The sequence below is a fragment of the Acinetobacter sp. A47 genome (assembly GCF_000805455.1).
GTDB lineage: Bacteria > Pseudomonadota > Gammaproteobacteria > Pseudomonadales > Moraxellaceae > Acinetobacter.
The window spans coordinates 423013-445344 of record NZ_JSUS01000032.1 but is presented as its reverse complement, the minus strand read 5'-3'; the positions used below and the strand labels follow the sequence as shown (position 1 = coordinate 445344).

19 protein-coding genes and 1 pseudogene are annotated in these 22332 nt (G+C 45.9%); 11 read left to right on the top strand and 9 right to left on the bottom strand.

The genetic code is table 11. The annotated features are described in order from the left end of the window. The first annotated feature begins 1 nt into the window (after position 1). The 9 genes from paaD to OC23_RS08585 all read left to right on the top strand — a co-directional run bounded on the left by paaD (position 2) and on the right by OC23_RS08585 (position 8988). Entirely contained in the window at positions 2–502 is a 501-nt protein-coding gene (gene paaD, locus OC23_RS08625; RefSeq protein WP_038344189.1) for a 1,2-phenylacetyl-CoA epoxidase subunit PaaD, read from the top strand. 23 nt (positions 503–525) lie between these two features. Next, positions 526–1587 (top strand): 1,2-phenylacetyl-CoA epoxidase subunit PaaE, encoded by a 1062-nt coding sequence (gene paaE / locus OC23_RS08620; protein ID WP_038344188.1) that lies wholly within the window; start codon positions 526–528, stop codon positions 1585–1587. Between the two features lie 10 nt (positions 1588–1597). Next, positions 1598–2371 (top strand): enoyl-CoA hydratase-related protein, encoded by a 774-nt coding sequence (locus OC23_RS08615; RefSeq protein ID WP_038344187.1) that lies wholly within the window; start codon positions 1598–1600, stop codon positions 2369–2371. Next, the gene (gene paaG / locus OC23_RS08610; protein ID WP_038344186.1) at positions 2371–3162 is read left to right on the top strand and encodes a 2-(1,2-epoxy-1,2-dihydrophenyl)acetyl-CoA isomerase PaaG; all 792 of its coding nucleotides are present in this window, start codon (positions 2371–2373) and stop codon (positions 3160–3162) included. The genes OC23_RS08615 and paaG overlap by 1 nt, the downstream gene beginning before the upstream one ends. A 2-nt stretch (positions 3163–3164) precedes the next feature. Then, positions 3165–4703 carry a 3-hydroxyacyl-CoA dehydrogenase gene (locus OC23_RS08605; protein ID WP_038344185.1) on the top strand — a complete coding sequence of 513 codons (1539 nt, stop codon included), beginning with the start codon at positions 3165–3167 and terminating at the stop codon, positions 4701–4703. 12 nt (positions 4704–4715) lie between these two features. Further along, positions 4716–5927 carry a 3-oxoadipyl-CoA thiolase gene (pcaF, locus tag OC23_RS08600; RefSeq protein ID WP_038344184.1) on the top strand — a complete coding sequence of 404 codons (1212 nt, stop codon included), beginning with the start codon at positions 4716–4718 and terminating at the stop codon, positions 5925–5927. Positions 5928–6091: 164 nt separating this feature from the next. Next, positions 6092–7381 carry a phenylacetate--CoA ligase PaaK gene (gene paaK, locus OC23_RS08595; RefSeq protein WP_038344182.1) on the top strand — a complete coding sequence of 430 codons (1290 nt, stop codon included), beginning with the start codon at positions 6092–6094 and terminating at the stop codon, positions 7379–7381. 61 nt (positions 7382–7442) lie between these two features. Further along, entirely contained in the window at positions 7443–8408 is a 966-nt protein-coding gene (gene paaX / locus OC23_RS08590) for a phenylacetic acid degradation operon negative regulatory protein PaaX (RefSeq protein ID WP_038344181.1), read from the top strand. Further along, positions 8389–8988: a carbonic anhydrase gene (locus tag OC23_RS08585; RefSeq protein ID WP_038344179.1), complete on the top strand. Its 600-nt coding sequence runs from the start codon at positions 8389–8391 to the stop codon at positions 8986–8988. Before paaX ends, OC23_RS08585 begins: the two co-directional genes overlap by 20 nt. 204 nt (positions 8989–9192) lie before the next feature. On the opposite strand, the pseudogene OC23_RS08580 reads toward OC23_RS08585, so the two are convergent. From OC23_RS08580 to pobR, 6 genes and pseudogenes are all read right to left on the bottom strand, one after another. Further along, positions 9193–10515, bottom strand: a pseudogene (locus OC23_RS08580) (APC family permease); the annotation flags it as partial. Between the two features lie 175 nt (positions 10516–10690). Beyond that, positions 10691–11389 (bottom strand): cache domain-containing protein, encoded by a 699-nt coding sequence (locus tag OC23_RS08575; RefSeq protein WP_038344178.1) that lies wholly within the window; start codon positions 11387–11389, stop codon positions 10691–10693. A gap of 66 nt (positions 11390–11455) precedes the next feature. After that, positions 11456–12175, bottom strand: a complete 720-nt coding sequence (locus OC23_RS08570; RefSeq protein ID WP_038344177.1) for a FadR/GntR family transcriptional regulator — start codon at positions 12173–12175, stop codon at positions 11456–11458. A gap of 54 nt (positions 12176–12229) precedes the next feature. Then, a complete protein-coding gene (locus OC23_RS08565) occupies positions 12230–13000 on the bottom strand; it encodes a nuclear transport factor 2 family protein (protein WP_038344176.1) in 771 nt (256 codons plus the stop codon). Between the two features lie 27 nt (positions 13001–13027). Beyond that, positions 13028–14458, bottom strand: a complete 1431-nt coding sequence (locus OC23_RS08560; protein ID WP_038344175.1) for a gamma-aminobutyraldehyde dehydrogenase — start codon at positions 14456–14458, stop codon at positions 13028–13030. A 311-nt stretch (positions 14459–14769) separates the two neighbouring features. Next, the gene (pobR, locus tag OC23_RS08555) at positions 14770–15585 is read right to left on the bottom strand and encodes an IclR family transcriptional regulator PobR (RefSeq protein WP_038344174.1); all 816 of its coding nucleotides are present in this window, start codon (positions 15583–15585) and stop codon (positions 14770–14772) included. Between the two features lie 139 nt (positions 15586–15724). On the opposite strand from pobR, the gene pobA reads away from it, so the two are divergent. Continuing rightward, a complete protein-coding gene (gene pobA, locus OC23_RS08550; RefSeq protein ID WP_038344173.1) occupies positions 15725–16933 on the top strand; it encodes a 4-hydroxybenzoate 3-monooxygenase in 1209 nt (402 codons plus the stop codon). An 84-nt stretch (positions 16934–17017) separates the two neighbouring features. Here pobA and OC23_RS08545 read toward each other — a convergent pair whose 3' ends face one another. Both OC23_RS08545 and OC23_RS08540 read right to left on the bottom strand, forming a co-directional pair. Continuing rightward, positions 17018–18391, bottom strand: a complete 1374-nt coding sequence (locus tag OC23_RS08545) for an ABC1 kinase family protein (protein ID WP_038344172.1) — start codon at positions 18389–18391, stop codon at positions 17018–17020. A 193-nt stretch (positions 18392–18584) separates the two neighbouring features. Further along, complete coding sequence (locus tag OC23_RS08540; RefSeq protein WP_038344171.1) at positions 18585–18890, bottom strand: hypothetical protein; 306 nt, start codon at positions 18888–18890, stop codon at positions 18585–18587. Positions 18891–19053: 163 nt separating this feature from the next. On the opposite strand from OC23_RS08540, the gene ybaK reads away from it, so the two are divergent. After that, a complete protein-coding gene (ybaK, locus tag OC23_RS08535) occupies positions 19054–19521 on the top strand; it encodes a Cys-tRNA(Pro) deacylase (RefSeq protein ID WP_038344170.1) in 468 nt (155 codons plus the stop codon). 108 nt (positions 19522–19629) lie between these two features. Here ybaK and OC23_RS08530 read toward each other — a convergent pair whose 3' ends face one another. Next, positions 19630–21858, bottom strand: a complete 2229-nt coding sequence (locus OC23_RS08530) for a TonB-dependent receptor (RefSeq protein WP_038344169.1) — start codon at positions 21856–21858, stop codon at positions 19630–19632. Between the last annotated feature and the right edge of the window lie 474 nt (positions 21859–22332).

Below are 22332 nucleotides of genomic sequence, written 5' to 3'. Positions count from 1 at the left end.
CATGCACATGATTCGTCATTGTATTGACCAATGTTGGGATGTTTTACACAAGGTTAGCGATCCAGAGATTCCGGTGCTGTCGGTGGTGGATCTGGGCATGATCCGTGGTGTGGAACTCAATGAACAGCAAGAAATCACTGTTCGACTGACACCAACTTATAGCGGTTGTCCGGCCACCGACTTATTAAAGGCACAGATTGTCGAAGCACTGGCCGCAGCAGACTTGATTCCTGCAAAAGTCATCATTGATTTATCAGAAGCATGGACCACGGACTGGATGTCGGAAACAGGCAAACAGAAACTGCAAGCCTATGGCATTGCGCCACCAGAAGGCACCGCCCAGCTTTGCGGAACGCATGTGCATCTGAGTGATGGTGTGGTCTGCCCACATTGTAAGAGCCGTAATACCCGACTGTTAACCGAGTTCAGCTCCACCGCTTGCAAAGCCTTGTACAAATGTCAGGACTGCCTTGAACCCTTTGATTATTTTAAATGTATTTAAAGTCTTGGATAAGGAAATCAGCCATGAGCCAATTTATCCCACTAAAAGTAAAAACAATTACCCCACAGACCGATCAGGCAATTTGCATTGCCTTTGATCTGATGCCTGAACAGCAGCAACAGTTCCAGTTTCAGCCAGGACAGCATCTGACCATTCGCCATTTAACCGAGGCAGGAGAAATCCGCCGTTGCTATTCAATCTGTAGTTATGCGCCAAAAGAAGACATCAGCATTGCGGTGAAAAAGATTGAGCAGGGCCAATTTTCCAACTGGGCCAATGAACATTTAAAAGTAGGTGATGTGCTGGAAGTGATGCCACCGCAAGGGGTGTTTTTCCAGAAAGCGGCGCGAACCGGCGGTCAGGCGTATTTGGGCATTGCAGCGGGCAGTGGCATTACCCCGATTCTGTCGATTATCAAACAGGTGCTGTTCGAGCAAGACTCGGCGTATTTTACCTTGTTATATGGCAACCGTTCGTGGAAACAGACCATGTTTGCCGAGCAGATCATGGATTTGAAAGACCAGTTTAAAGAACGTTTTCAGCTCATCAATATCTTCTCGCGAGAATTCAATGACAGCGAGTTGCTGAATGGCCGAATTGATGAACACAAACTCAAGCAGTTATTTCAACATGACGTGTTAGGACCAGACTTTGATCATGTCTTTGCCTGTGGTCCTGATGAAATGATGGACACGGTTGAACGCCTGTTACCGGATTACGGGGTGGCTAAAGAGCGCATTCATACCGAGCGTTTTAATACCGGGCATATTCGTAAACGTCCAGCGGAAGCCGATGCCAGCCGCAAGGAAGAAAAAGTCAATATCGTACTCGATGGACGAGAGTTGATTGTTGCGGTTGGACAAGAAGACGAAAGTATTCTGGATGCTGCCTTACGTGCGGGTGCAGATTTGCCTTATGCCTGCAAAGGTGGGGTCTGTGCAACCTGTCGCTGCAAGGTACTGTCAGGTGAAGTGGATATGTTCCTGAATTATAGCCTTGAACAGGATGAAGTGGAAAAAGGCTATGTGCTGAGCTGCCAGACCTTACCCAAAGGCGCCAATGTGCGTTTGAGCTTTGATGAGTAGAGGTACGGCTATGCAAAGCTTGATTCAGGTTGAAACACCACTTGAGGGTGTCATGCTGCTGAGCTTGAACCGTCCGGAAAAACGCAATGCCTTGAACAATGCCACCTTGCAGCAACTATGTGATTTGCTGGAACAGGCTGAACACGATGCTCAAGTGAAAGTGGTTGTGTTAACCGGCAATAGCAGTTGCTTTGCTGCGGGTGCAGACCTGAGCGAGTTGGCGGCAATGGATGCGGTGTCCTTACAGCTCGATATTCGTCCAAAGCTGTGGCAGAAAATTGACGGTTTTAGCAAACCTATCATTGCAGCAGTGAATGGTTATGCGCTGGGTGCAGGTTTTGAGCTGGTGTTGCATTCAGACATGGTCATTTGTGGCGACAATGCCAGATTTGCCTTGCCCGAGATTGGTCTGGGGATGTTACCCGGCGCAGGCGGGACACAGCGTTTAGCCCGACTGGTAGGCCAGCAACTGACCATGCGCTGGGCCATGACGGGTGAGATGATCTCGGCTCAGCAGGCACAGCAACATGGCATCTGTAGTGAAGTGGTACCGGCTGCGCTCACCGTGGAATATGCCATTCAACTGGCAAGCAAGATTGCCAAACAGGCGCCTTTGGCAATTCGGGTGATCAAGCAATCGATCAAAAGTATTCATGAAACCACATTAAGTCAGGGACTGAAATCCGAACGGCAAAACTTTGTCTGGTTGGCAGCCACCAAAGATCGAAATGAAGGCATTAATGCATTTTTTGAAAAAAGAAAACCAGTGTTTAGAGGTGAGTGATGGACTATAACAATATTATCGTGGAAGAAAAAAATGCGGTGGGCTACCTAACCTTTAACCGTCCGCAAGCTCTGAATAGCTTTAATGTCGAGATGCACCGTGAGGTGGCTGAGGTTCTGAATCTGTGGGCGAAAAAACCGGAAGTGCGCTGTATTGTGATCAGCGGCGAAGGTCGTGGTTTCTGCGCAGGACAGGATCTGGGGGATCGTGTGGTTGACCCAAATGCTGCGGCACCTGATCTGGGCTATTCGATTGAAACTTACTATAACCCGCTCATTAAAACCCTTGTGAATATGCCGAAGCCGGTGATCTGTGCCGTAAATGGCGTGGCGGCGGGTGCCGGGGCAAATATTGCCTTGGCCTGTGACCTGGTGATTGCAGCCAAATCTGCCAGCTTTGTGCAAGCCTTTTGCCGTTTAGGACTGGTACCTGATTCGGGCGGAACCTGGTTCCTGCCACGTGCAGTCGGTCATGCGCGTGCCATGGGGCTGGCGTTGCTGGGTGACAAATTACCTGCTGAAACCGCCAAAGAATGGGGCATGATCTGGGATGTCGCCGAAGATGCAGAATTGAAAAACAAGGTCACAGAACTGGCAGAACGTCTTGCCAAGCAACCGACATTTGGTCTGTCACTGATCAAAAAAGCCCTGCATCAATCCAGCAACCATAGTTTTGATGAACAGATGCATTTAGAGCGCGATTTTCAGCGTATTGCAGGCCGTTCGGCAGATTATCGTGAAGGGGTTCAAGCCTTTATGAATAAGCGCGAGCCAAATTTTCAGGGACGTTAAGCATGATGAGTTTTGATTTATCTAATGCCAAAATCGCCGTGATTGGCTCGGGGACCATGGGAATCGAGATTGCCCAGTTGGCGATCATGAATGGTCACGCTACGATTCTGTATGACCTTGATCGTGAAAAGACCAGACAGGCGGTCGTCGGATTGAACCAGACTTTTGCCAAACTGGTTGAAAAAGGCAAAATAACGCATGAGCAGGTTCAGCAGGCATGTTCCCGTTTAAGTATTGCCGATGGTATAGACGATTTAGCTGATGCGGAGCTGGTAATTGAGGCCGTGGTTGAAAAACTGGAGGTCAAGCAGGCCGTATTTAAACAGCTTGCAAGCATTTGTAGTAAACAGACTGTTTTTACTAGCAATACTTCTTCAATTTCGGTTACTGCGATTTCAGCCGGGATTCCACAGCCTGAACGTGTGGTGGGGCTGCATTTCTTCAATCCTGCACCAGTGATGAAGCTGGTTGAAATTGTCCAAGGTTTAAAAACGCCAGTGGCCTTATGTCAGGCCTTAAAAGCCTTGATGCTGGTTTGGAAAAAAATTCCGGTGCTGACCAAATCGACACCTGGCTTTATTGTGAACCGGATTGCCCGTCCATTTTATGCAGAAGCATTTCGGGCGCTGCAAGAACAGGTCACCAGCTATGATCAGCTGGACTATGCCTTAAAGCAGTGTGGTGGTTTTGCCATGGGTCCATGTGAGCTGACTGATCTGATTGGGCAGGATGTGAATTTTTCTGTGACGCAAAGTGTTTATGAAGCGTTCTTTTATGAGCCGCGTTACCGTCCAAGCCTGATTCAGAAAGAACTGGTTGATGCAGGCGCATGGGGACGCAAGGCCAAACAGGGTTTTTATCACTACGATGAAAAAAATCAGTATTCGACATTTCAACCTCAAGCCCTGAGTACCACACCTTTTCAAGCACAGCTTCAGGTTAAAGGCACATGGTCTCAGTTACCTGAGTTACTCACACGCCTGGCACTCAATAGCGGGGCTGAACATGAAGAAAACATCATTCAGATAGATGAAATTGACCTGCGTTTAAGTCAGGGCGAATCGGCCAACCTGAACTATCTAAGCCGTAAAACGGTATTGATGGACTGGCATCATGATTTTGCACAGGCGCAAGCGGTGGTACTGAGTCATAACCGGTTATGCCAGACCGACGATCTGGCCAAGGTGGAGGCCCTTTTTGCCCAATCCCAGATTCATGTGATCTGGATTACCGACCATCCTGCATTATTAACCTTGCGTACCATTGTCCTGTTGATCAATGAAGCCTGCGAGGCCAGCCTGCACGGGATTGCCACGATGGAAGATATTGATAATGCCATGCGCTATGGCGTCAATTATCCTAAGGGGCCGTATCAATGGATGATGCAGCTGGGCGCACCCTATGTGCTACAGACCTTAAATAATTTATATGCCATCTATGGCGAAGAAAAATATCGCGCAAGTCTTTATCTCAAACAATATGTAGCACAGCAGCAAAGTCTGGCGCTCGATTATTCAAAAGATTTAACCGCATTTGCATAAGCAGGAGTCATCATGGAAGAGGTTTTGATTTGTGATTTTATCCGTACCCCGATTGGCCGCTATGCCGGGTCTTTGAGTTCGGTACGTACCGATGACCTTGCGGCATTGCCGATCAAACATTTAAAAGAAAAACATGCGCATCTACCTTGGCAGGATTTAGATGAAGTATTTTTAGGTTGTGCCAATCAGGCGGGTGAAGATAACCGTAATGTGGCACGCATGGCAACCTTGTTGGCGGGATTACCAGAGGCAGTTCCTGCTATGACGGTGAATCGTCTTTGTGCTTCAGGGCTGGATGCAGTAGGTTTGGCGGCACGATCGATCAAATCGGGCGAATCACAATTTGTACTGGCGGGCGGGGTCGAGTCGATGAGTCGGGCACCTTTTGTGCAAGCCAAGCCAACCGAAGCATTCGGACGTAGTCCCGAGATTTTTGATACCACTATTGGCTGGCGTTTTATCAATAAGAAGATGAAAGCACAGTTTGGGACTGACAGCATGCCGGAAACGGCTGAGCATGTGGCTGAAAAATACCGTATCAGTCGTCAGGATCAGGATGCATTTGCGCTGCGTAGCCAGCAAAAAGTGGCTGCGGCACAACAAGCCGGCTTTTTTGAGGGGGAAATACTACCTGTTGAACTGGCCGATCGTAAAAAGAATATCACTGTCTTTTCACAGGACGAACATCCGCGTGCCGATACCACTCTGGAAAGTTTGGCAAAACTGAAAGCACCCTTCCGTAAAGAGGGTGGTTCAGTCACGGCTGGCAATGCTTCAGGTGTGAACGATGGCTCGGCGTGTGTGTTGCTGACCAATCGTCAGTTTGCCGATACGCATGGCCTAAAGCCCTTGGCACGCGTGGTGGCGATGACCAGTGCCGGGGTTGAACCGAAATATATGGGTATTGGACCAGTGCCCGCAGTACAGAAACTGTTGAAACAGACAGGCCTTCGTCTGGAGCAGATGGATGTGATTGAGCTGAATGAAGCATTTGCCGCACAATCCTTGGCCTGTATGCGTGAATTGGGACTGAGTGATAATGATACACGTGTTAACCCGAATGGTGGAGCAATCGCACTGGGTCATCCGCTGGGAATGAGTGGTACGCGTCTGGTGATGACCGCAACCCGGGAGCTGAAAAAACGTGAGGGCAAATATGCACTGTGCACCATGTGCGTCGGTGTCGGACAAGGTGTTGCCCTGATTTTAGAAAATTTAGCATAGGGTAGACGGGCAATCTGGGATGCATTGCATTATCGGCTAGCGCAAGAGCGCTTCAAGCGCTTTAAACAACAAGGCATGAGATGCAGACAGTGGCACCCCTGATCAGGTTAACCCTGAATTTATTGAAACGGTTCAAATAATATAACGAAATAGGAGAACAGGCAGTGGATAGCCTCATGACAGACAATGTAGAAAAAATGACGCTTGCCGAGTTGCGAGCACTTCAAACCCGACGGTTAAAACAGACATTGGCTTATGTTTATGCCAATAGTCCGGTGTATAAGAAAAAGTTTGATGATGCAGGCGTGCATCCGGATGATTTTGTGACACTGGATGATCTGGCCAAGTTTCCATTTACCACCAAACAGGATTTACGTGACAACTATCCGTTTGGCATGTTTGCCGTTCCGCAAGAGCAAATTGTGCGTTTACACGCATCTTCAGGTACGACAGGTAAACCAACAGTCGTGGGTTATACCCAAAAAGACATCAATACCTGGTCGGATATCGTAGCGCGTTGTTTACGCATGGCGGGCTTGAGTGCCAAGGACATGATTCAGGTGGCTTATGGCTATGGCCTGTTTACCGGTGGTTTAGGTGCACATTATGGTGCTGAACGCTTGGGTGCAACTGTGATTCCGATGTCAGGTGGACAGACCGAAAAACAGGTACAACTGATTCAGGACTTTAAACCAACCGCAATCATGGTCACGCCATCGTATTGTGTCAGTATTATTGAAAAGCTCGAGCAGCAATTAGGGAGTGCACGTAATACTTCGTTAAAGGTGGGTATTTTTGGAGCTGAGCCCTGGTCAAAAGAGTTACGCCGCGAGATCGAGGAGCGCCTGAATATCAAGGCACTGGATATTTATGGCCTGTCAGAAATTATGGGGCCCGGTGTCGCCATGCAATGTCTGGATGAAGGCGAAGGACTGACCATCTGGGAAGATCATTTTTATCCTGAAATCATCAATCCGGAAACCGGTGAAGTATGTAAGGATGGCGAACTGGGCGAACTGGTATTTACCACCATTACCAAAGAAGGTTTACCGATTATCCGTTACCGTACCCGTGATTTGACCCGTTTGCTGGCAGGCCAGAATCTGGCCATGCGCCGTATGGATAAAATTGTAGGACGCAGCGACGACATGCTGATCATTCGTGGTGTAAATGTATTCCCGACCCAGATTGAAGAACAGATTCTACAGGTTCCAAGTCTGGTACCAAACTACGAAATTCTGGTCGCCAAGAAAGGTCACATGGATACCTTGCACATTCGTACCGAGATGTGCCATAACTGCAACCTGCAGGCACAGCAGCTGGCTCAGCAGTTAATGCAGCGGATCAAAACCATGATTGGTATTTCGGTGACGGTTGAAGTGGTCAATGAACTGACTTTGCCGCGTTCGGAAGGGAAGGCAAAACGCGTTATTGATATGCGTCAGATTGCTTAACATTATGATCATTCAGGGTATAGTATCTATATACCCTGAATCTAGATACCAAGATAACCGTATGAGTGCAAAGCTACAGCAAATTATTGATTCGATTATCCAGAATGAAACCTTGAGTGGAACTTCGCTGATTTCGACTATTTTTGGGGATTCAGTGCTACATCGTGGCGGTAATATCAGTCTGGCTAGCCTGATTCAGCTAATGGAGCTGTTTGACTTTAATGATCGTGCGGTACGCACTTCTGTTTTTCGGCTGGTCAAAAATGACTGGCTTGATTCGGACAGGATTGGCAGAACCAGCTTCTATCGCATTACTGATGCCAGCCGTTCCAAGTATTTACAGGCCGAGCAACGGATTTATAACGATCAGATGAAGGAATGGGATCATTCCTGGGATCTGATCCTGATGTCGAGTCTGGATACGGACAACAAGGCTTTTTTGAAGAAAGAACTGGAATGGCTAGGCTTCGCCAGTATCTCGACCAACCTGATGGCTTATCCCGGCTCGAACAGGCTACAGCTACAAAAGTTATTGCTTGATCTCAACATGAGTGAGCAGGTGGTGGTGTTCAAGGCAGAAACCTTGCAGCTGTTTAATAACTCGACCGACACGATTAGCCGCATGCTCGAGACCAACTGGCCGATTGATGAGTTACGGCAACGTTACCTGCAATTTCTGGATATGTTCCGGGAAGTTGGTGCAATTCTGATGCAGGAAGAAGAAGAGATTGAACCGGTTCAGGCCTTTCAGATCAGGACTTTACTGATTCATTATTATCGTCGGATTTTGCTTAAAGACCCGGCTTTGCCATTAGAGCTGTTATCGACAGACTGGCCGGCGGTCAAGGCACGTACGTTATCCATGAATATTTATAAAAAAGTCTTTGAAGCCGCAGATGACTATTTCCTGTCGGTTGCGGCAACCTCGGAAGGGCCCATGCCCAATGCGACTGCACATTTTTGGCGGCGTTTTGGTGGCCTGAGCCAAAATAATGAGAGAATGGCTGATGCCTTGTTACAGTATTGATGGTGTAGTTCCGGTTGTTCATCCTGAGGCATTTGTTCATCCTACGGCCGTGCTGATTGGTGATGTGATCATTGAAGCCGGTGTTTATATCGGGCCCTTTGCTTCACTGCGAGCCGATTTTGGGCGGATTCAGATCAGGCAGCATGCCAATGTACAGGACGGCTGCATCATTCATGGCTTTCCGCAAAGTGTCACCCTGATTGAGGAAATGGGGCACATTGGGCATGCGACGACCTTGCATGGCTGCCGTATCGGCAAGAATGCCTTGATCGGCATGAACAGTGTGATACTGGACTATGCCGAGATCGGGGAAAACAGCATTATCGGCGCCAACAGTCTGGTGAAAACCAAGGATCACATTCCTGCCAATGTACTGGCTATGGGCAGTCCGGCAAAAGTAATTCGCGATTTATCAGAGCAAGAACGGAACTGGAAAATAAAAGGTACACAAGAATATATCCAGCTGGCACAGCGTTGTCTAAGTACCATGACAGAAGTACAACCTCTAGCCGAAGATTCCCCGCAACGTAAGACTTATCGCGATTTTCAGTCAGATCATCAGATCAAACCAGAAATCTGACGGATTAAACGTGTGGTTGATATCATGTGCTGTTTAGTTAGGATCACCCCTGACTGGAACGAGTGCTGCTGCAATCAGCTCAACCTGTTTGCCCGTTTGGGTGTCACTTTGTCTCAATCCAGAAAAAAGTTACCGGAAAATGCAGTAACTTTTTGCAGGAATACATGCCACCTGCTGATTAGCAGAGACAGCAAGATGTGCTGCTCAATAGGCATTGCTTAGGCTCATTTTTTGTTTTCTGAGAACTTTGTAAATAAACAGAAAAACGCCCATCGCTAACCAGAAACTGCCAAATTTTAAGGCGGATGAATCAAGGTTAATCCAGAGACAAGCAATGCTAATGACCGAGAGTAGTGGTAAGAAAAGATTGAAGAATTTATTTTTAAATCCTGAACGCTGTTTTTCCCTGATGTAAAAGCGGACAAAGACTGAAAAATTAACAGCGGTAAAGGCGACCAGTGCTCCAAAGCTAATCAGGCTGATCAATTGGGCCAGATTTAAAAAGATGGCAGTCAGGCAAATGCCACCAACAAACAGAACAGAAAAAAATGGCGTGCCTAGGGAAGCATGCAAGTTTCCAAAATATTTTTGAGGGAAAATATTATCTTTACCCATGAGATAGAGCAAGCGGGACGCACTGGCATGAGAGGCAAGGCCAGAAGTAAGGGTATTCATGATTTGTCCACATAAAAAAATTGACTGAAATAGTGCGCCGCCGACATAAAGTACGATTTCTGGCAATGCTTCTGACGGATGTTGGAAACGCGCATTGGTAGGATAATACAGCTGAATGAACCAGGATGCGGTAAAGAAGATCATTCCGCCAAAAAGTGTGGTCAGCAGGACTGCTCGAGGAATGGTCTTGGTCGGCTGTCTGGTTTCATTCGATAATGTGGTCACCGCATCGAAACCCAGAAAAGAAAAACACAGTACCGAAGCACCTGCAACCAGCGGCAATAACGCCTGTTGACCATGCCATAAAGGATTTAAGGTCAGTACATATGCATAACCTTGTCTGCTTCCAATCCCCTGAATCACCAGATACACAAAAATGATCATCAGGATAATCGGGGCAAATACGAAAAACAGGCTGAGATTGGCAAGCAGGCGGATACGGAAACAATTGACCAGCGTTACCACACCTGTCGTCACAATGACCCAGCACCAGTAGGGGACACTGGGGATGAGGGCGGTTAAATAAATGGCTGCCAGCAAGACATTAATTAAAGGCAGCAATAAATAATCAAGTAGTGTACACCAACCCACGAACAGGCCGCTTTTAGACCCGATACTTTCTGCGGTATAGGTATAGGTATAGGTATAGGTATAGGCAGAACCTGCTTTTTCAGTATATTTACTAAAGCGTGCATAACTAAAAGCGGTCAGGAGCATGGTAGACAGTGCCAATAGATAGGCCAAGGGCACATGTCCCTGGGTAATACCTGAAACAATGCCAAAAGTGTCAAATACCGTCATGGGAGTCATATAAGCAATGCCGATCACAGTCACTTGCCATAATGAGAGTTTTTAAGTTGAAGCAGATTGTGGTTCCATATTGTTTTAACCTGTTCTATTGTAGTTTTCTATCCGGAAAAGCACTTGTAATTTTTAGGCAAAAGATCCCCCGGCCTGTTTTAGCAAGCCAAAGAGAGGGATTTACAGGAAAAGGGGCGTTAAAAGCCGAATTGAGGTCTGCTTAACGCTAGATCATCACGAGCTGGAACGACTGACCCGTTACGTTACTATAAGAGGGATTAGTCAGGTGCTTGAGGAGTGTGCCGGTTCTGATACTGATGTCATTGGAGGTAATGACCCGGGCAATACGATTGGTAATGACTGCTTTCTGCTTGATTTTTTTCAATTGAGGAAGCAATACTTTTTCCAGCGCTGAAACCAGTACATCAATGGCAATCACCCCGACAAACTGATCATTGATCATCACCGGATGAGCGATGGTAATGGTATAAGCGCCATTACAGATGTAATCGACATAAGGCCCATAAATGCACGGCTGTTTATTTGTAGCAGGTTGCTGGAACCATTCAAAAGTGCGGAAATCCAGAAAGCGTTGGGCATTCTGGTAGTTTTCCAGCTGTGCTTGCTGTAACTGATTTTCTTTCTTATACCACCACTCCAGTGTCCAGTATTCCTGCTCGGCTTGGGTTGCCGGACTATAACTGGCAAAGCCCATGCCCTGACTATACTGGCTCTGCTGCAGGGCGGCCTTGATTTCGTGTTGCAGTTGCGTGCGTTGTATCGCAGAAAGCTTGATATGTTCGGTTTTATCTCTGGCCAGAATCTGACCTGTCTTGGTTGCAAGACAGGCTGCCAGAGACGAGGTCTCCTGAGTGACTTGTTCCAGCAGCGTTTGAAGCTCTTCTATTGGTGTTGGTTGGGTCATTCCTGTAACTCCTGAAATTCCATATTCTTAAGACCAGATGCTTGGGGATATCCCTTATTTTTTGTTTTAATGGATTGATAACTTATATTGCAGCATTTGATCGGTTTGCATGGTGATGATTTTTCTCATCTGCACAACGGCTTCATCTTCATTTGCCTGTATAAATGATGACAAAATTTTATGGTATTGATCTACAACTGCTTGGTGAAAGACATCATCTTGGTACAAAACCGCAATGAGTGGTGCCCATTCGGCCTGTATAGACAGTTCCTGATTGGCCAGTCGTGCCGATTGGGCAAACGAGGTCAGGGTCAGTAGACAGCGTAAATCCAGCTGGGCACGCAGATCTGCTTCGCCTGCCTGATGAAACTGTTCAATCAAATCTCTAATCTTGTCCAGTTCTTCTTTGGTGGTTCTTTGTGAGGCCAGATAGGCGCTATGGCATAAAATCGCACTGTGAAACTCGCCGAGATCGGCCAGATATTCACTGGACGCCTGACGTAAAGGGTGCAGGCTTAGACGTAGCTCAGCCGGTAATTCACAAACAAAACTTCCACCATTCCGGCCACGTCGTGTATCAATCAGGCCTTTTACCCTCAGGGTTGTGAGCGCCTCCCGCACCGTGATGGGTGAAACCCCCATTAAACGCGCCAGGTCAGCCTCATTGGGAAGCTGCTCCTGACTTTTAAGCAGTCCTGAGATAATCGCATTCTCCAAGCGTTCAACCACCTGTTCCGAGCGGGTTGACTGGGTGATCGGTGCAAAGATTATCGTATATGCTGACATAGCGGGTTCTCTAAAAGCGAAGTTGTAACACTTCGCTTAATTACGGATCATGGGTTAAAACACACCAAAGTTGTGTATGGCCTGGTTGTCTTCCGGAACGGCAGGGATTGCATCCCAAAGTTCTGCAATCTTGCCGTTTTCGAGACGCCATAACTCAAAATAGGCATGCCGGTTTCCTGCAATACTGCCTTCGGAATGGGTCAGGACAAACTGGCCATCGGCAATCATCCGGTGTGTTCTGGAGTATACCAAACCTTGTCCTTCATGACGGATTTTGTTCAGGAAATCAATAACGGAATTTACCCCGTCACCAATATCGGGGCTATGCTGCAGGAAATGATCGCCATCGGTATAGCCTCTGAACGCTTCATAGTCTCCTTCAATCAAGGCCTTTTGAAAAAATTCTCGGATGATTTTACGGTTTGCTTCACGGTCAGCGTGGTCGTCAATTTGGGTCGGGCCATCCAGTTGGGTGCGACCGCTGATATTGGCTGGCGCTTCGGCCACCAGCCCATCCCAATGTTCAGCAATCTTGCCATCTTGCACCCGGTAGATGTCAAAACCCACCAAAGGTGTTGCATCCAGACCGTGAAAACGCCCGTGAATGGCCACTAGATCGCCGTCTCCCAGCACACGAATTGCTTCATGGCGAATATCGGGACAGTCCTGAATCAGTTGACGCAGGCCCGCAAGCCCATCTGCAACCAGAGGGGAATGTTCGATAAAATCCTTGCAAAAATACTGATCTAAAGCATCAAGATCATGTAAATTAAACAAGACATGATGAGCCTTGCTCACAAGGCGTTTGGTTTCCTGAATATCCATTCTATGCTCCTGACCGTTCCGTGTCCCTTATTCATTTGCACTCATGACATGCTTGATACGTGTGTATTCTTCAAAGCCATAACCTGACAAATCTTTGCCATAGCCCGATTTTTTGAAACCGCCGTGTGGCATTTCGGCTGTTAAAGGAATATGGGTATTGATCCAGACGGTACCAAAATCCAGCTCGCGCGATAGCCGCGTGGCACGGGCATGATTGGTTGTCCAGACACTTGAAGCAAGGCCATAGTCAACATCGTTGGCCTTTTCAATGGCATCGGTTTCATCTGTAAATTTCTGAACCGTAATCACCGGGCCAAAGATCTCTTTCTGGATGGCTTCATCCTGTTGCTGTAAACCGCTAATCACGGTAGGTTCAAAATAGAAACCCGGACGGTTGGCATGTTTGCCACCCGTTTCAACTTTGGCGTGTGCCGGTAGCCTTTCAATGAATGACTGTACATTTTTCAGCTGGTTGGCATTGTTTAACGGACCATAAAGCGCATCCTGATCATCTGGCTCACCAAAACGGGTATTTTTTGCTGCTGCCACCAGTTTTGCCAAAAACTCATCATGCACTGATTCTTCTACGATTACACGTGTCGCAGCAGTGCAGTCTTGTCCGGCATTAAAGAAACCGGTCATGGCAATCATTTCGGCTGCTTTATCAAGATCTGCATCGGCAAATACCAAGACAGGTGCTTTACCGCCCAGTTCAAGATGCGCTTTGGCCAGATTGGCAGCGGCAGATGCGGCGACCTGTAAACCGGCGCGTACCGAACCTGTAATGGATACAAGTGCAGGGGTTTTGTGTGAAACCACTTTAGCACCAACATTGGCTTGACCTAAAACCACATTGAATGCGCCTTTGGGGAAAAATGGCGCTGCAAGTTCTGCCAGCAGCAGGGTACTTTCAGGTGTAGTATCACTTGGTTTGAGCACAACGGTATTCCCGGCAGCTAGGGCTGGTGCAATTTTCCAGACCGCCATCATTAACGGGTAGTTCCAGGGGGTGACCTGACCGACTACACCAACGGGTTCACGTCGAATGCTAGAGGTCAAGCCTTCTAGATATTCACCAGTTGCTGAACCATTGAGCAGACGGGCAGCACCAGCAAAGAAACGGATCTGATTGGCAGAAATAGCAACTTCTTCAGAAGCAATCAGGTGCTTGAGCTGGCCTGTATTACGGCTTTGTGCCTCGATTAAACGTTCAGCATTGGCTTCGACCGCATCGGCTAAATCAAGCAGGGCTTTCTGACGGACAGCGGGCGTACTGCGACCCCAAATTTTAAAGGCCTGCTTTGCTGCTGCATAAGCAGCATCGACTTCTGCATCGGTGGCATTGGGAGAGGTGGCATAAACCTGACCTGTTACCGGACTGACCAGATCAAAATAATCCTTTCCTTGTGCTTCTACGTATTCACCGTTAATAAAATGTTTGAGTTGAGTTTTAGACATGTGTTCTTCCTTGTCTTTTGGTTTTAAAATATAACATATAATACTATATGTATTATGTTTTAAAATTCCTGTCAATTTTTTTATGCAGCAGTTTTCACAACAATTTAGGCTGTTAAAAAAATTAGATCGGTAAGCGGTTGATATTTATTCAAATCTACCTTGATTGTTTTTCTTGTAAAATTGTGACTTTTCTATGTGAACGAACTTGTGCTTATTTGATAATAGCGGAAGTTTTTTTAGACAAAATATACTGGATCAAAGAAGCCTTGGTTACTCCATAACAGGTTGCTTTAAGTATAAGTATTTGAAATTTAAATTATATTTCGCAGTTCATTGGCGGTGTTACGCAGTAAAGGCAAAATTTGCTGGATCAGGTAATCTTCCTGAACCCGGTTGGTCTGTGACATACAGTTAAGGGCTGCAATGGCCTGACCTTGGGCATTCAGTACAGGCACGGCAATCGCAATTACACCCAGCTCATGTTCTTCTTTTGATAAGCAATAATCCGAAAATGAAATATCTTTCAGCACCTGCATGAATCGGGTCGGGTCGGTGAGGGTAAAAGGTGTCAGACGTTTCAAGCCATAGCTTTGGACCCAGTCCTGCTGCGCCTGTTCAGGCAATCCTGCCAATAAAACCTTGCCTGTAGAAGTGGCATGGGCAGGTAAGCGATTGCCCAAATGCATACCATAAGGGCTGACCCGTAAGTTGTCCTGCTGTGGCAAATAGCTTCGCGCAATTGGCACCACCTCATTGTCATCCAATACCACGATGGAAAAGGTTAAAGAGGTCTGGGCAGCTAAAAGATTGAGAAAGGACTGGGCTATTTTCGGCAGATGTGCCGAGCTGAGATAAGAACTGGACAGGCGTAAAACCCGGTGGGTGAGCCAGAAATAATGCTCGTCGGTATCTAAATAGCCTAAGTATTTTAAGGTTTTTAAATGTCTGCGTGCAGCTGTACGGCTAATGCCGGTACGTTCTGCTATTTGTGTAACATTCAGACGCTGCCGTTCAGTTCCAAAGGCTTCCAGCAAGGCCAGACCTTTGGCTAAACCTGCAATGTAGTCTTCTTGGCGGATACGCTCATGTGAGCCTGGGTGCTCGAGAAAAGCATTGATCGAAGACATCCTTTCTTCCTTATCATCCTGATTTCGTGTCCGCTATCCGGACAAATGAAATGATAAACGGTTATTTTCGCTCTGGATACATCGTATACAAAAAACAAAAGCAGTAGTTTAAAAGGCAGGAGATCACAAGGATAAGGTCATGGAAATTTTAAAGACACAAGTTGCCATTATTGGTGCTGGCCCAGCAGGATTGTTACTGGGACAACTGTTATATAAAGCCGGAATTGAGCATATCATTATCGAGCAACGCAGTGCCGGCTATGTGGCTTCACGCATACGCGCAGGTATTTTGGAGCAGGTATCGGTTGATTTACTCCGGCAGGCTGGTGTCGACCGACACTTAAAAGAAAAAGGACTACCGCATTCAGGAATTGAGATCCTTTCCAACGGACAGAAACATCGTGTTGATTTGTCTGGTCTTACTGGCGGTAAACAGGTCACGGTTTATGGACAGACCGAAGTCACCAAAGACCTGATGGCTGCGCGTGAGGCTGCACAGCTTGTATCGTTTTATGAAGCGCAAAATGTACAGGTCAATGGTTTTTATGATGCGCCAGAAGTTCATTTTGACTATCAGGGCAAAGCCTTTCAAATCCAGTGTGATTTTATTGCCGGTTGTGATGGCTATCATGGGATTTGCCGTGCCAGTGTGCCTGAAGACAAGATCAAGACCTTTGAAAAGGTTTATCCGTTTGGCTGGTTAGGGGTATTGGCCGATGTACCGCCAGTGGCAGATGAATTGATCTATGTACAGTCTGAACGTGGTTTCGCTTTATGTAGTATGCGTTCCGAGACTCGCAGCCGTTATTATGTACAGGTGCCATTGACCGATCAGGTGGAAGACTGGTCAGATGAGCGATTCTGGGAAGAATTAAAACGTCGTCTAGACCCTGAAAGCAGGGACAAGCTGGTCACAGGGCCATCAATTGAAAAGAGTATTGCGCCGTTGCGTAGTTTTGTCACTGAACCGATGCGTTTCGGGAATATGTTTCTGGCAGGAGATGCAGCACATATTGTGCCACCAACAGGGGCCAAGGGCCTTAATCTGGCCGCATCGGACATTGCTTATCTGTCGAGCGCACTGATTGAATACTATATTGAGGGTTCATCTCAGGGCATTGATACATATTCGGAAAAATGTTTACAAAGGGTCTGGAAAGCCGAGCGTTTTTCCTGGTGGATGACGCATTTGCTGCATCGCTTTGAAACCGAAAGCGAGTTTGATCATAAAATCAAACAGGCTGAACTCAGTTATATTTTAGGATCGACAGCGGGCAGAACCACTTTGGCAGAAAACTATGTGGGACTGCCATATGAAATTAAAAAAGTAGCAGAAACCTGTGCTTAACAGTATAACTTTTAATAAATAGCAATAAAAAAGCCTGTGCATATGAATGGACAGGCTTTTTATCATGTCACTGGAAATGATTGATCACGTAAATTGACGAATCATTTTGCGGACATTGGTTTTTGCATCAATCACGGTCATGAACGTATAGGCACCGATGAATTTACGGCTAATAAACATAAATTCTTTTGGCGGAACCGAGAAATAACGGGAAGCCATTGATTGTCCGGCCTGTTGCATCACACGGCTATGCAGCTGGCTTTTTTTCCAGTCATAGCGGTCTTGCTCATCCATAATCCCAGCTGGCATATCCGGATTATTTTCCGGACAGCTAAAGGCTTCTGTCGCGATCAGGAACACATCCGCCATCCCCGGTTTAATGCTTTCTGGCATGCCATCAAAAAACTCATAGCCAGTCATTGCCTTGACCATCGCGTTCTTGTCGTGATCATAGCCAGCCTGAATAAGGTTACGGGCTACGGTCAGCAGGTTATTGTCGAACTGGCGAATGGCGCCAAAATCGAGCAACACAATCTTGTCTTTGACCTGATCGCCGTCACCTAAGCGCACCAGATAGTTACCAAAGTTCGGATCGGTCTGCATTTCACCCCATTCAAACAGTTCACGTACTGCAATCTCTAGCGAAGCTTCGCCCAACTGGTTGCGGCGCTCTTGAGGAAGTGAAAGCATGACAGGACTATTGACCGGAACACCGCGTTCAAAGGTCATACAGAGCACTTTATCTGCACAAAACTCATCAACGATCTGTGGAACGATATAACGGGGATCATCTTTGAGGCGTTCGGCAAAACGACGTGTGGTTGCTGCTTCAATACTATAATTTACCTCGCGATGCATCATGTCACGGACTTCATCAAACCACTGATCAAATTCGCGGGTTTGCGGCACCATGCGGGTCAGCTTTAACATGTTCTTGAACAGGTTCATGTCGGAGTCGATTGCTTCGGCAACACCCGGATACTGGATTTTAAGTACCAGCTCTAAACCGTCCGATTTACGGATTGCACGATGCACCTGAGCCAGTGAAGCCGTACCAATCGGTTCATGATCAATGGTCAGGTCGTCCAGTTTTGAACCTAGCTGTTCCTGTAAATGCGCCTTGATCGCAGGCCAGGCGAGGGCTACGGTCTGATTGTTGAGGGTATTTAATGCCTGTGTAATTTCTTCGGGCAGGAAATGCTCGCCGTATAAGGCCATCATCTGGCCAATCTTGACGATTGAACCCTTGAGTTTGCCAATTTCAGAAACCAGATAGTGAGCCTGTTCAGCCATGGCTTTTTTACGTTTCTTCTCTTTTTCTTCTTCGCTGGAGAAAAGAGAAGTTGCACTTGCGGTTGCCCAACGTGTTCCAGCAAGTAAAGAAGCTTTTGCGATAGATAAGCGACGATCCACCGAGGAGGTTTTTAGATTCTTAAGCTTATCGTTCTGATCTGACATGAAAGAAAAATCCTATGCTGAAATCGGAGGGCTGAAAGCCGAGACTTGAATTGTAGCGGATATTACCGCTTTTGAACGTATTAAAATAGTTCAATCTCTTGAATTATCAGTCTAAATTTGCACAACAGGGGAAAGGTTATAAATAGCCTAAGCAAATTTTCTTTCTGTCTTTAGACCCTGCTATAGCTATGTACTAAATTTTAAACTGAATTTTTAAGGCAGCACGTTTCATCAATGCAGGTTTGTGGGTGTGAATATGCTTTACCAGCATCCGTCTTACCTCACTATGATGAAAGCCAAGCGCATAAGCTTTCACAATAATAATACTGGGGAGTGTAAAGAAAAAATATTTGGTGTCTTCCAGAGAGGCTTCCTTGAACACACCTTCTTCAACCAGCAGGTTTTGCAAAAACTGTTTTTCAGTCTGTACCGTAGAAGAATGTTCATCATCCCAATAATTCTGGCGCATTGCCATTAAATTATTATGCTTATAACTCATAAATTGTTCGCGCCTGTACCTGTCATCTTTAGCCAATATATGAGGCTATCTGAACATTTATCAAGAAAAAAGGAGTAGCAAAATAGCCTAAGCAAATTTAATCTTTATTTTTTCAATGCTACACTGACCACCCCGTTATTCTTAAAGTAAAACCTGAAAAGACATGACACCTGCCTGCAAGTTATTAGAAAAGAATAAAATATCATTTTCAGTTCATGAATATGAACATGATGCCAATGCCAAAAGTTTTGGGCTGGAAGCCGCCGAAAAACTCAACTTGAATGTCGCAGAAGTATTTAAAACCCTGATGGTCACCGACGAAAAAAATTATTTTATTGCGGTTTTACCGGTCAATCACCAGCTTAACCTGAAAAAAGTCGCTGCCGCAGTTGGCTGTAAAAAATTGCAAATGGCCAATCCAAAAGATGCCGAACGTTTAACAGGGTATCTGGTCGGTGGAATCAGCCCTTTAGGCCAAAAGAAACGTCTTAAAACGGTGATTGATGCCACGGCGCAATCTCTGAGCAAGATATATGTGAGTGGCGGCAAGAGGGGACTTGATATTGGCCTTGATCCGAAAGATCTGGCCCGATTACTGGGCGCTGAATTTGCTGATGTACTTGATATCTAAAAATATTAATGCTTGTTTTTAAAGCTATTCGGAATTTAATTGTTAAACAGGATGATGCTTGAAACAACGATAGATATCAGCAGATATCTATCGTATTTGATCGACTGATTACCACTTATGCGTATAAGAGACTTTAGCGGTTACGCCACTCGCTAATAGGTGACTGGTATTGTTGCTATTACGCATGAGCTGGCTATAAAGCGGATAGTACTCACGATTGAACATATTCTCGATACCAATCGTCATCGTATCTTGTTTATTGATGGCAAAACTGCTGATTAAATCTGCTGTGGTATAGGATTTGACATCATAGCGTCCAAAGCTATTGTTACCATTGAGACGGTAGTCTTCTGCACCGAAATACGTCGCCTGAATACGGTTGGTCCAGGTATCGGTCGGGCTATAGGAAATATAAGCGGTCACTTTTAACGGCGGAATACGGAAACCAGTCATATCCTGTTCAGTATGACTATTTTTCGGTGTCTCACGTCCTTTCATCCAGGTCACACTCCCACCAGCACCCCAGACTTTGGCATCTTCAAGATAATCCAGCGTCGCCTCTACACCCGTTACTTTTTCCTTGGTTCGGGTCAGAATTAACCCGTTGCCAAAGGATTGTACACCGCCAAGATCGGAAGTTGAGTGGAATACAGCCAGACTGGAACTGAAATTGTTGAAATGGCCATTCCAGCCGAGTTCATAATTGTCCACTTTGACGGGTTCTAAGAATGAAGAACCTAAATCAAAATCTTTTTTAGCATTCCGGATGACAATTCCCACATCAGGTAGCTGGAAGCCTTGATTGAATGAGGCATAAATCGAATGTTCATCGCTTGGTGCAAAGGTGAGATTGGCATTGTAGAGCCATGCATCCGCTTTTACTTTACCGCCTTGAACGGTATAGGGATCAGGTTCTTTAAGCTGGGACAAAGGCACAAAGCTGTTAATTTTGGCAAAACTGTCCTCATAGCGTGTGCCAGCTTCAGCCGACCATTGATCGTTAAAACGATGTTTCAACTGTACAAATCCGCCCACGCTCTGGGTGGTAAGTTCAGGTAAATAAATCAGCTTTCCAGTTTTGACGAATTCTAGCCCACCAGATTGATCATAGATATCTTGATCGAAAGTATCTAACGGCATTTCGCTCTTTTCACGGCTAAAATCTCCACCCCAGACCAGTGAAGTGTCACCTAAAAACTCAAGTGGTGTCGTGACGGTTAAGCGACTACCCAGCACATTATTGTTTTGGTAGACCTGATCGACCTGTCCTCCGCGTGTCGGTACTTTACGCGCATCAAAGGGGGCAAAGCGGGTGAAAAAGTCGCGGTAATAAATCTGGGCATCGAGTTTATTGCCAAATAAATCTTTATGGCTATAAGTCAGATTATAAATCTGGTTTTCATTTTTATTTTGTTGTTTTAATTTCAGTCCTTTAATTGCCTTGGCAGGGACGCGACCTGGTGGTAATTGGGCAACACTCGGATCAGAAGCATAGTCGGAATCCTGTTCGGCATTATAATAGTTTGCAGCCAGTTGTAGATACTGATTATCGTCCAGGTGATAGCCGAGTTTAGCCCCGATACTATAGGCATCGGCATCAAACAGATCGCCCTGACTAGGTTCGGGTGCAACCCGCTTTCCTCTTGCATCATAGGGGCTGCCAATTCTTTGATAGCCAAAATCCAGGGCATAATCGAAGTTATTCAGACTGCCTGAAAAATATTGATGGATATCGCCACTGAAAGCATCTGAACGGATATTGGTGAGCGGACTCTGTAAGCCAATCACGGTTTTTGCAGCAGGTTCACCGCCAGCCGCTTTAGTGGTGATTGAAATGGTTCCACCCGCTGCGCCGCTACCATAAATTGCATTACTGCCGCGTATGACTTCAATGCTACTAATACTTTGCGGATCAATCGCAGAAAGTCCTCTGGATGTGTCACGCGTTAAATTCATCGGCACGCCATCCACCAGAATCAATGCATTACGCCCACGTAAGGTTTGTCCGAAATCGGTAATGGTGCGGCTCGAATCGGATAAGCCGGGTACTGCTTTAGCCAGCACAGTCGCGAGATTGCCTGATGAGGCATTTTTCAAAAGTTCAATTTGCTGTTCATCGAGTCGCGTGACTTGCTTGGCAGAAGAGGAGAGCTCATCGGATCGTGATGCTTGCACGGTAATGGTGGGGAGTAATTCTGACTTGTTGTCCGTACGGGTTGCTTCAGCGGAAGATGCTGCAAAAGATGCATTGGAAAATAAAATGAATCCCCCAATCGATAGAAAGGGAATAATACCTTTTACATCTAAATTTTTATTTAGGCTTTTATAGCGCTCCATCATCGTTCCTGAGATCTCAGCCTGAGATTGTTTTTAAATTTTCGGCATTATAGTGGAGAAAATAGTGAACAGCGCAATAGGCGAAATCATCATTTTATTCTTTATCTTCATTCGGTGGAGTAATTGAGCCTGTAGAAGATAGTTTTTGATAATACAGGCACATAAATACATTGTTTTGGGATTTATTTCTCTAATTTGCTGTAATTTAAGCAATTTAAAAATCATAAAAAGCTATCAATATTGATTGAATCATCATTTTATTAAATAAGAACGATTATTATCTTTTTGTATCTAATTTCGCGTATATCTAATAAAAAGTAAATTATTTCAAATGATTAGATTGTTTCATTGCAGAAATTTATAGAATTGAAAATATAAATGATAATAATTATCATTAGCTTAATCTTAAGCGGACTTAAGTTCCGTTCAGGATATGTTTATGGCCTAAAACATTTCGAAAAATAAACCAGAACT

Coding starts and splice junctions, on each gene's coding strand:
- pobR (WP_038344174.1), bottom strand. CDS start 15,585: ATGTCTTCGATCAATGCTTTTCTCGAGCACCCAGGCTCACATGAGCGT.
- OC23_RS08585 (WP_038344179.1), top strand. CDS start 8,389: ATGCCTTGTTACAGTATTGATGGTGTAGTTCCGGTTGTTCATCCTGAG.
- paaG (WP_038344186.1), top strand. CDS start 2,371: ATGGACTATAACAATATTATCGTGGAAGAAAAAAATGCGGTGGGCTAC.
- OC23_RS08605 (WP_038344185.1), top strand. CDS start 3,165: ATGATGAGTTTTGATTTATCTAATGCCAAAATCGCCGTGATTGGCTCG.
- OC23_RS08545 (WP_038344172.1), bottom strand. CDS start 18,391: ATGTCAGATCAGAACGATAAGCTTAAGAATCTAAAAACCTCCTCGGTG.
- paaE (WP_038344188.1), top strand. CDS start 526: ATGAGCCAATTTATCCCACTAAAAGTAAAAACAATTACCCCACAGACC.
- OC23_RS08570 (WP_038344177.1), bottom strand. CDS start 12,175: ATGTCAGCATATACGATAATCTTTGCACCGATCACCCAGTCAACCCGC.
- OC23_RS08560 (WP_038344175.1), bottom strand. CDS start 14,458: ATGTCTAAAACTCAACTCAAACATTTTATTAACGGTGAATACGTAGAA.
- OC23_RS08530 (WP_038344169.1), bottom strand. CDS start 21,858: ATGGAGCGCTATAAAAGCCTAAATAAAAATTTAGATGTAAAAGGTATT.
- OC23_RS08540 (WP_038344171.1), bottom strand. CDS start 18,890: ATGAGTTATAAGCATAATAATTTAATGGCAATGCGCCAGAATTATTGG.
- paaD (WP_038344189.1), top strand. CDS start 2: ATGCACATGATTCGTCATTGTATTGACCAATGTTGGGATGTTTTACAC.
- OC23_RS08575 (WP_038344178.1), bottom strand. CDS start 11,389: ATGACCCAACCAACACCAATAGAAGAGCTTCAAACGCTGCTGGAACAA.
- pcaF (WP_038344184.1), top strand. CDS start 4,716: ATGGAAGAGGTTTTGATTTGTGATTTTATCCGTACCCCGATTGGCCGC.
- pobA (WP_038344173.1), top strand. CDS start 15,725: ATGGAAATTTTAAAGACACAAGTTGCCATTATTGGTGCTGGCCCAGCA.
- paaX (WP_038344181.1), top strand. CDS start 7,443: ATGAGTGCAAAGCTACAGCAAATTATTGATTCGATTATCCAGAATGAA.
- OC23_RS08565 (WP_038344176.1), bottom strand. CDS start 13,000: ATGGATATTCAGGAAACCAAACGCCTTGTGAGCAAGGCTCATCATGTC.
- ybaK (WP_038344170.1), top strand. CDS start 19,054: ATGACACCTGCCTGCAAGTTATTAGAAAAGAATAAAATATCATTTTCA.
- OC23_RS08615 (WP_038344187.1), top strand. CDS start 1,598: ATGCAAAGCTTGATTCAGGTTGAAACACCACTTGAGGGTGTCATGCTG.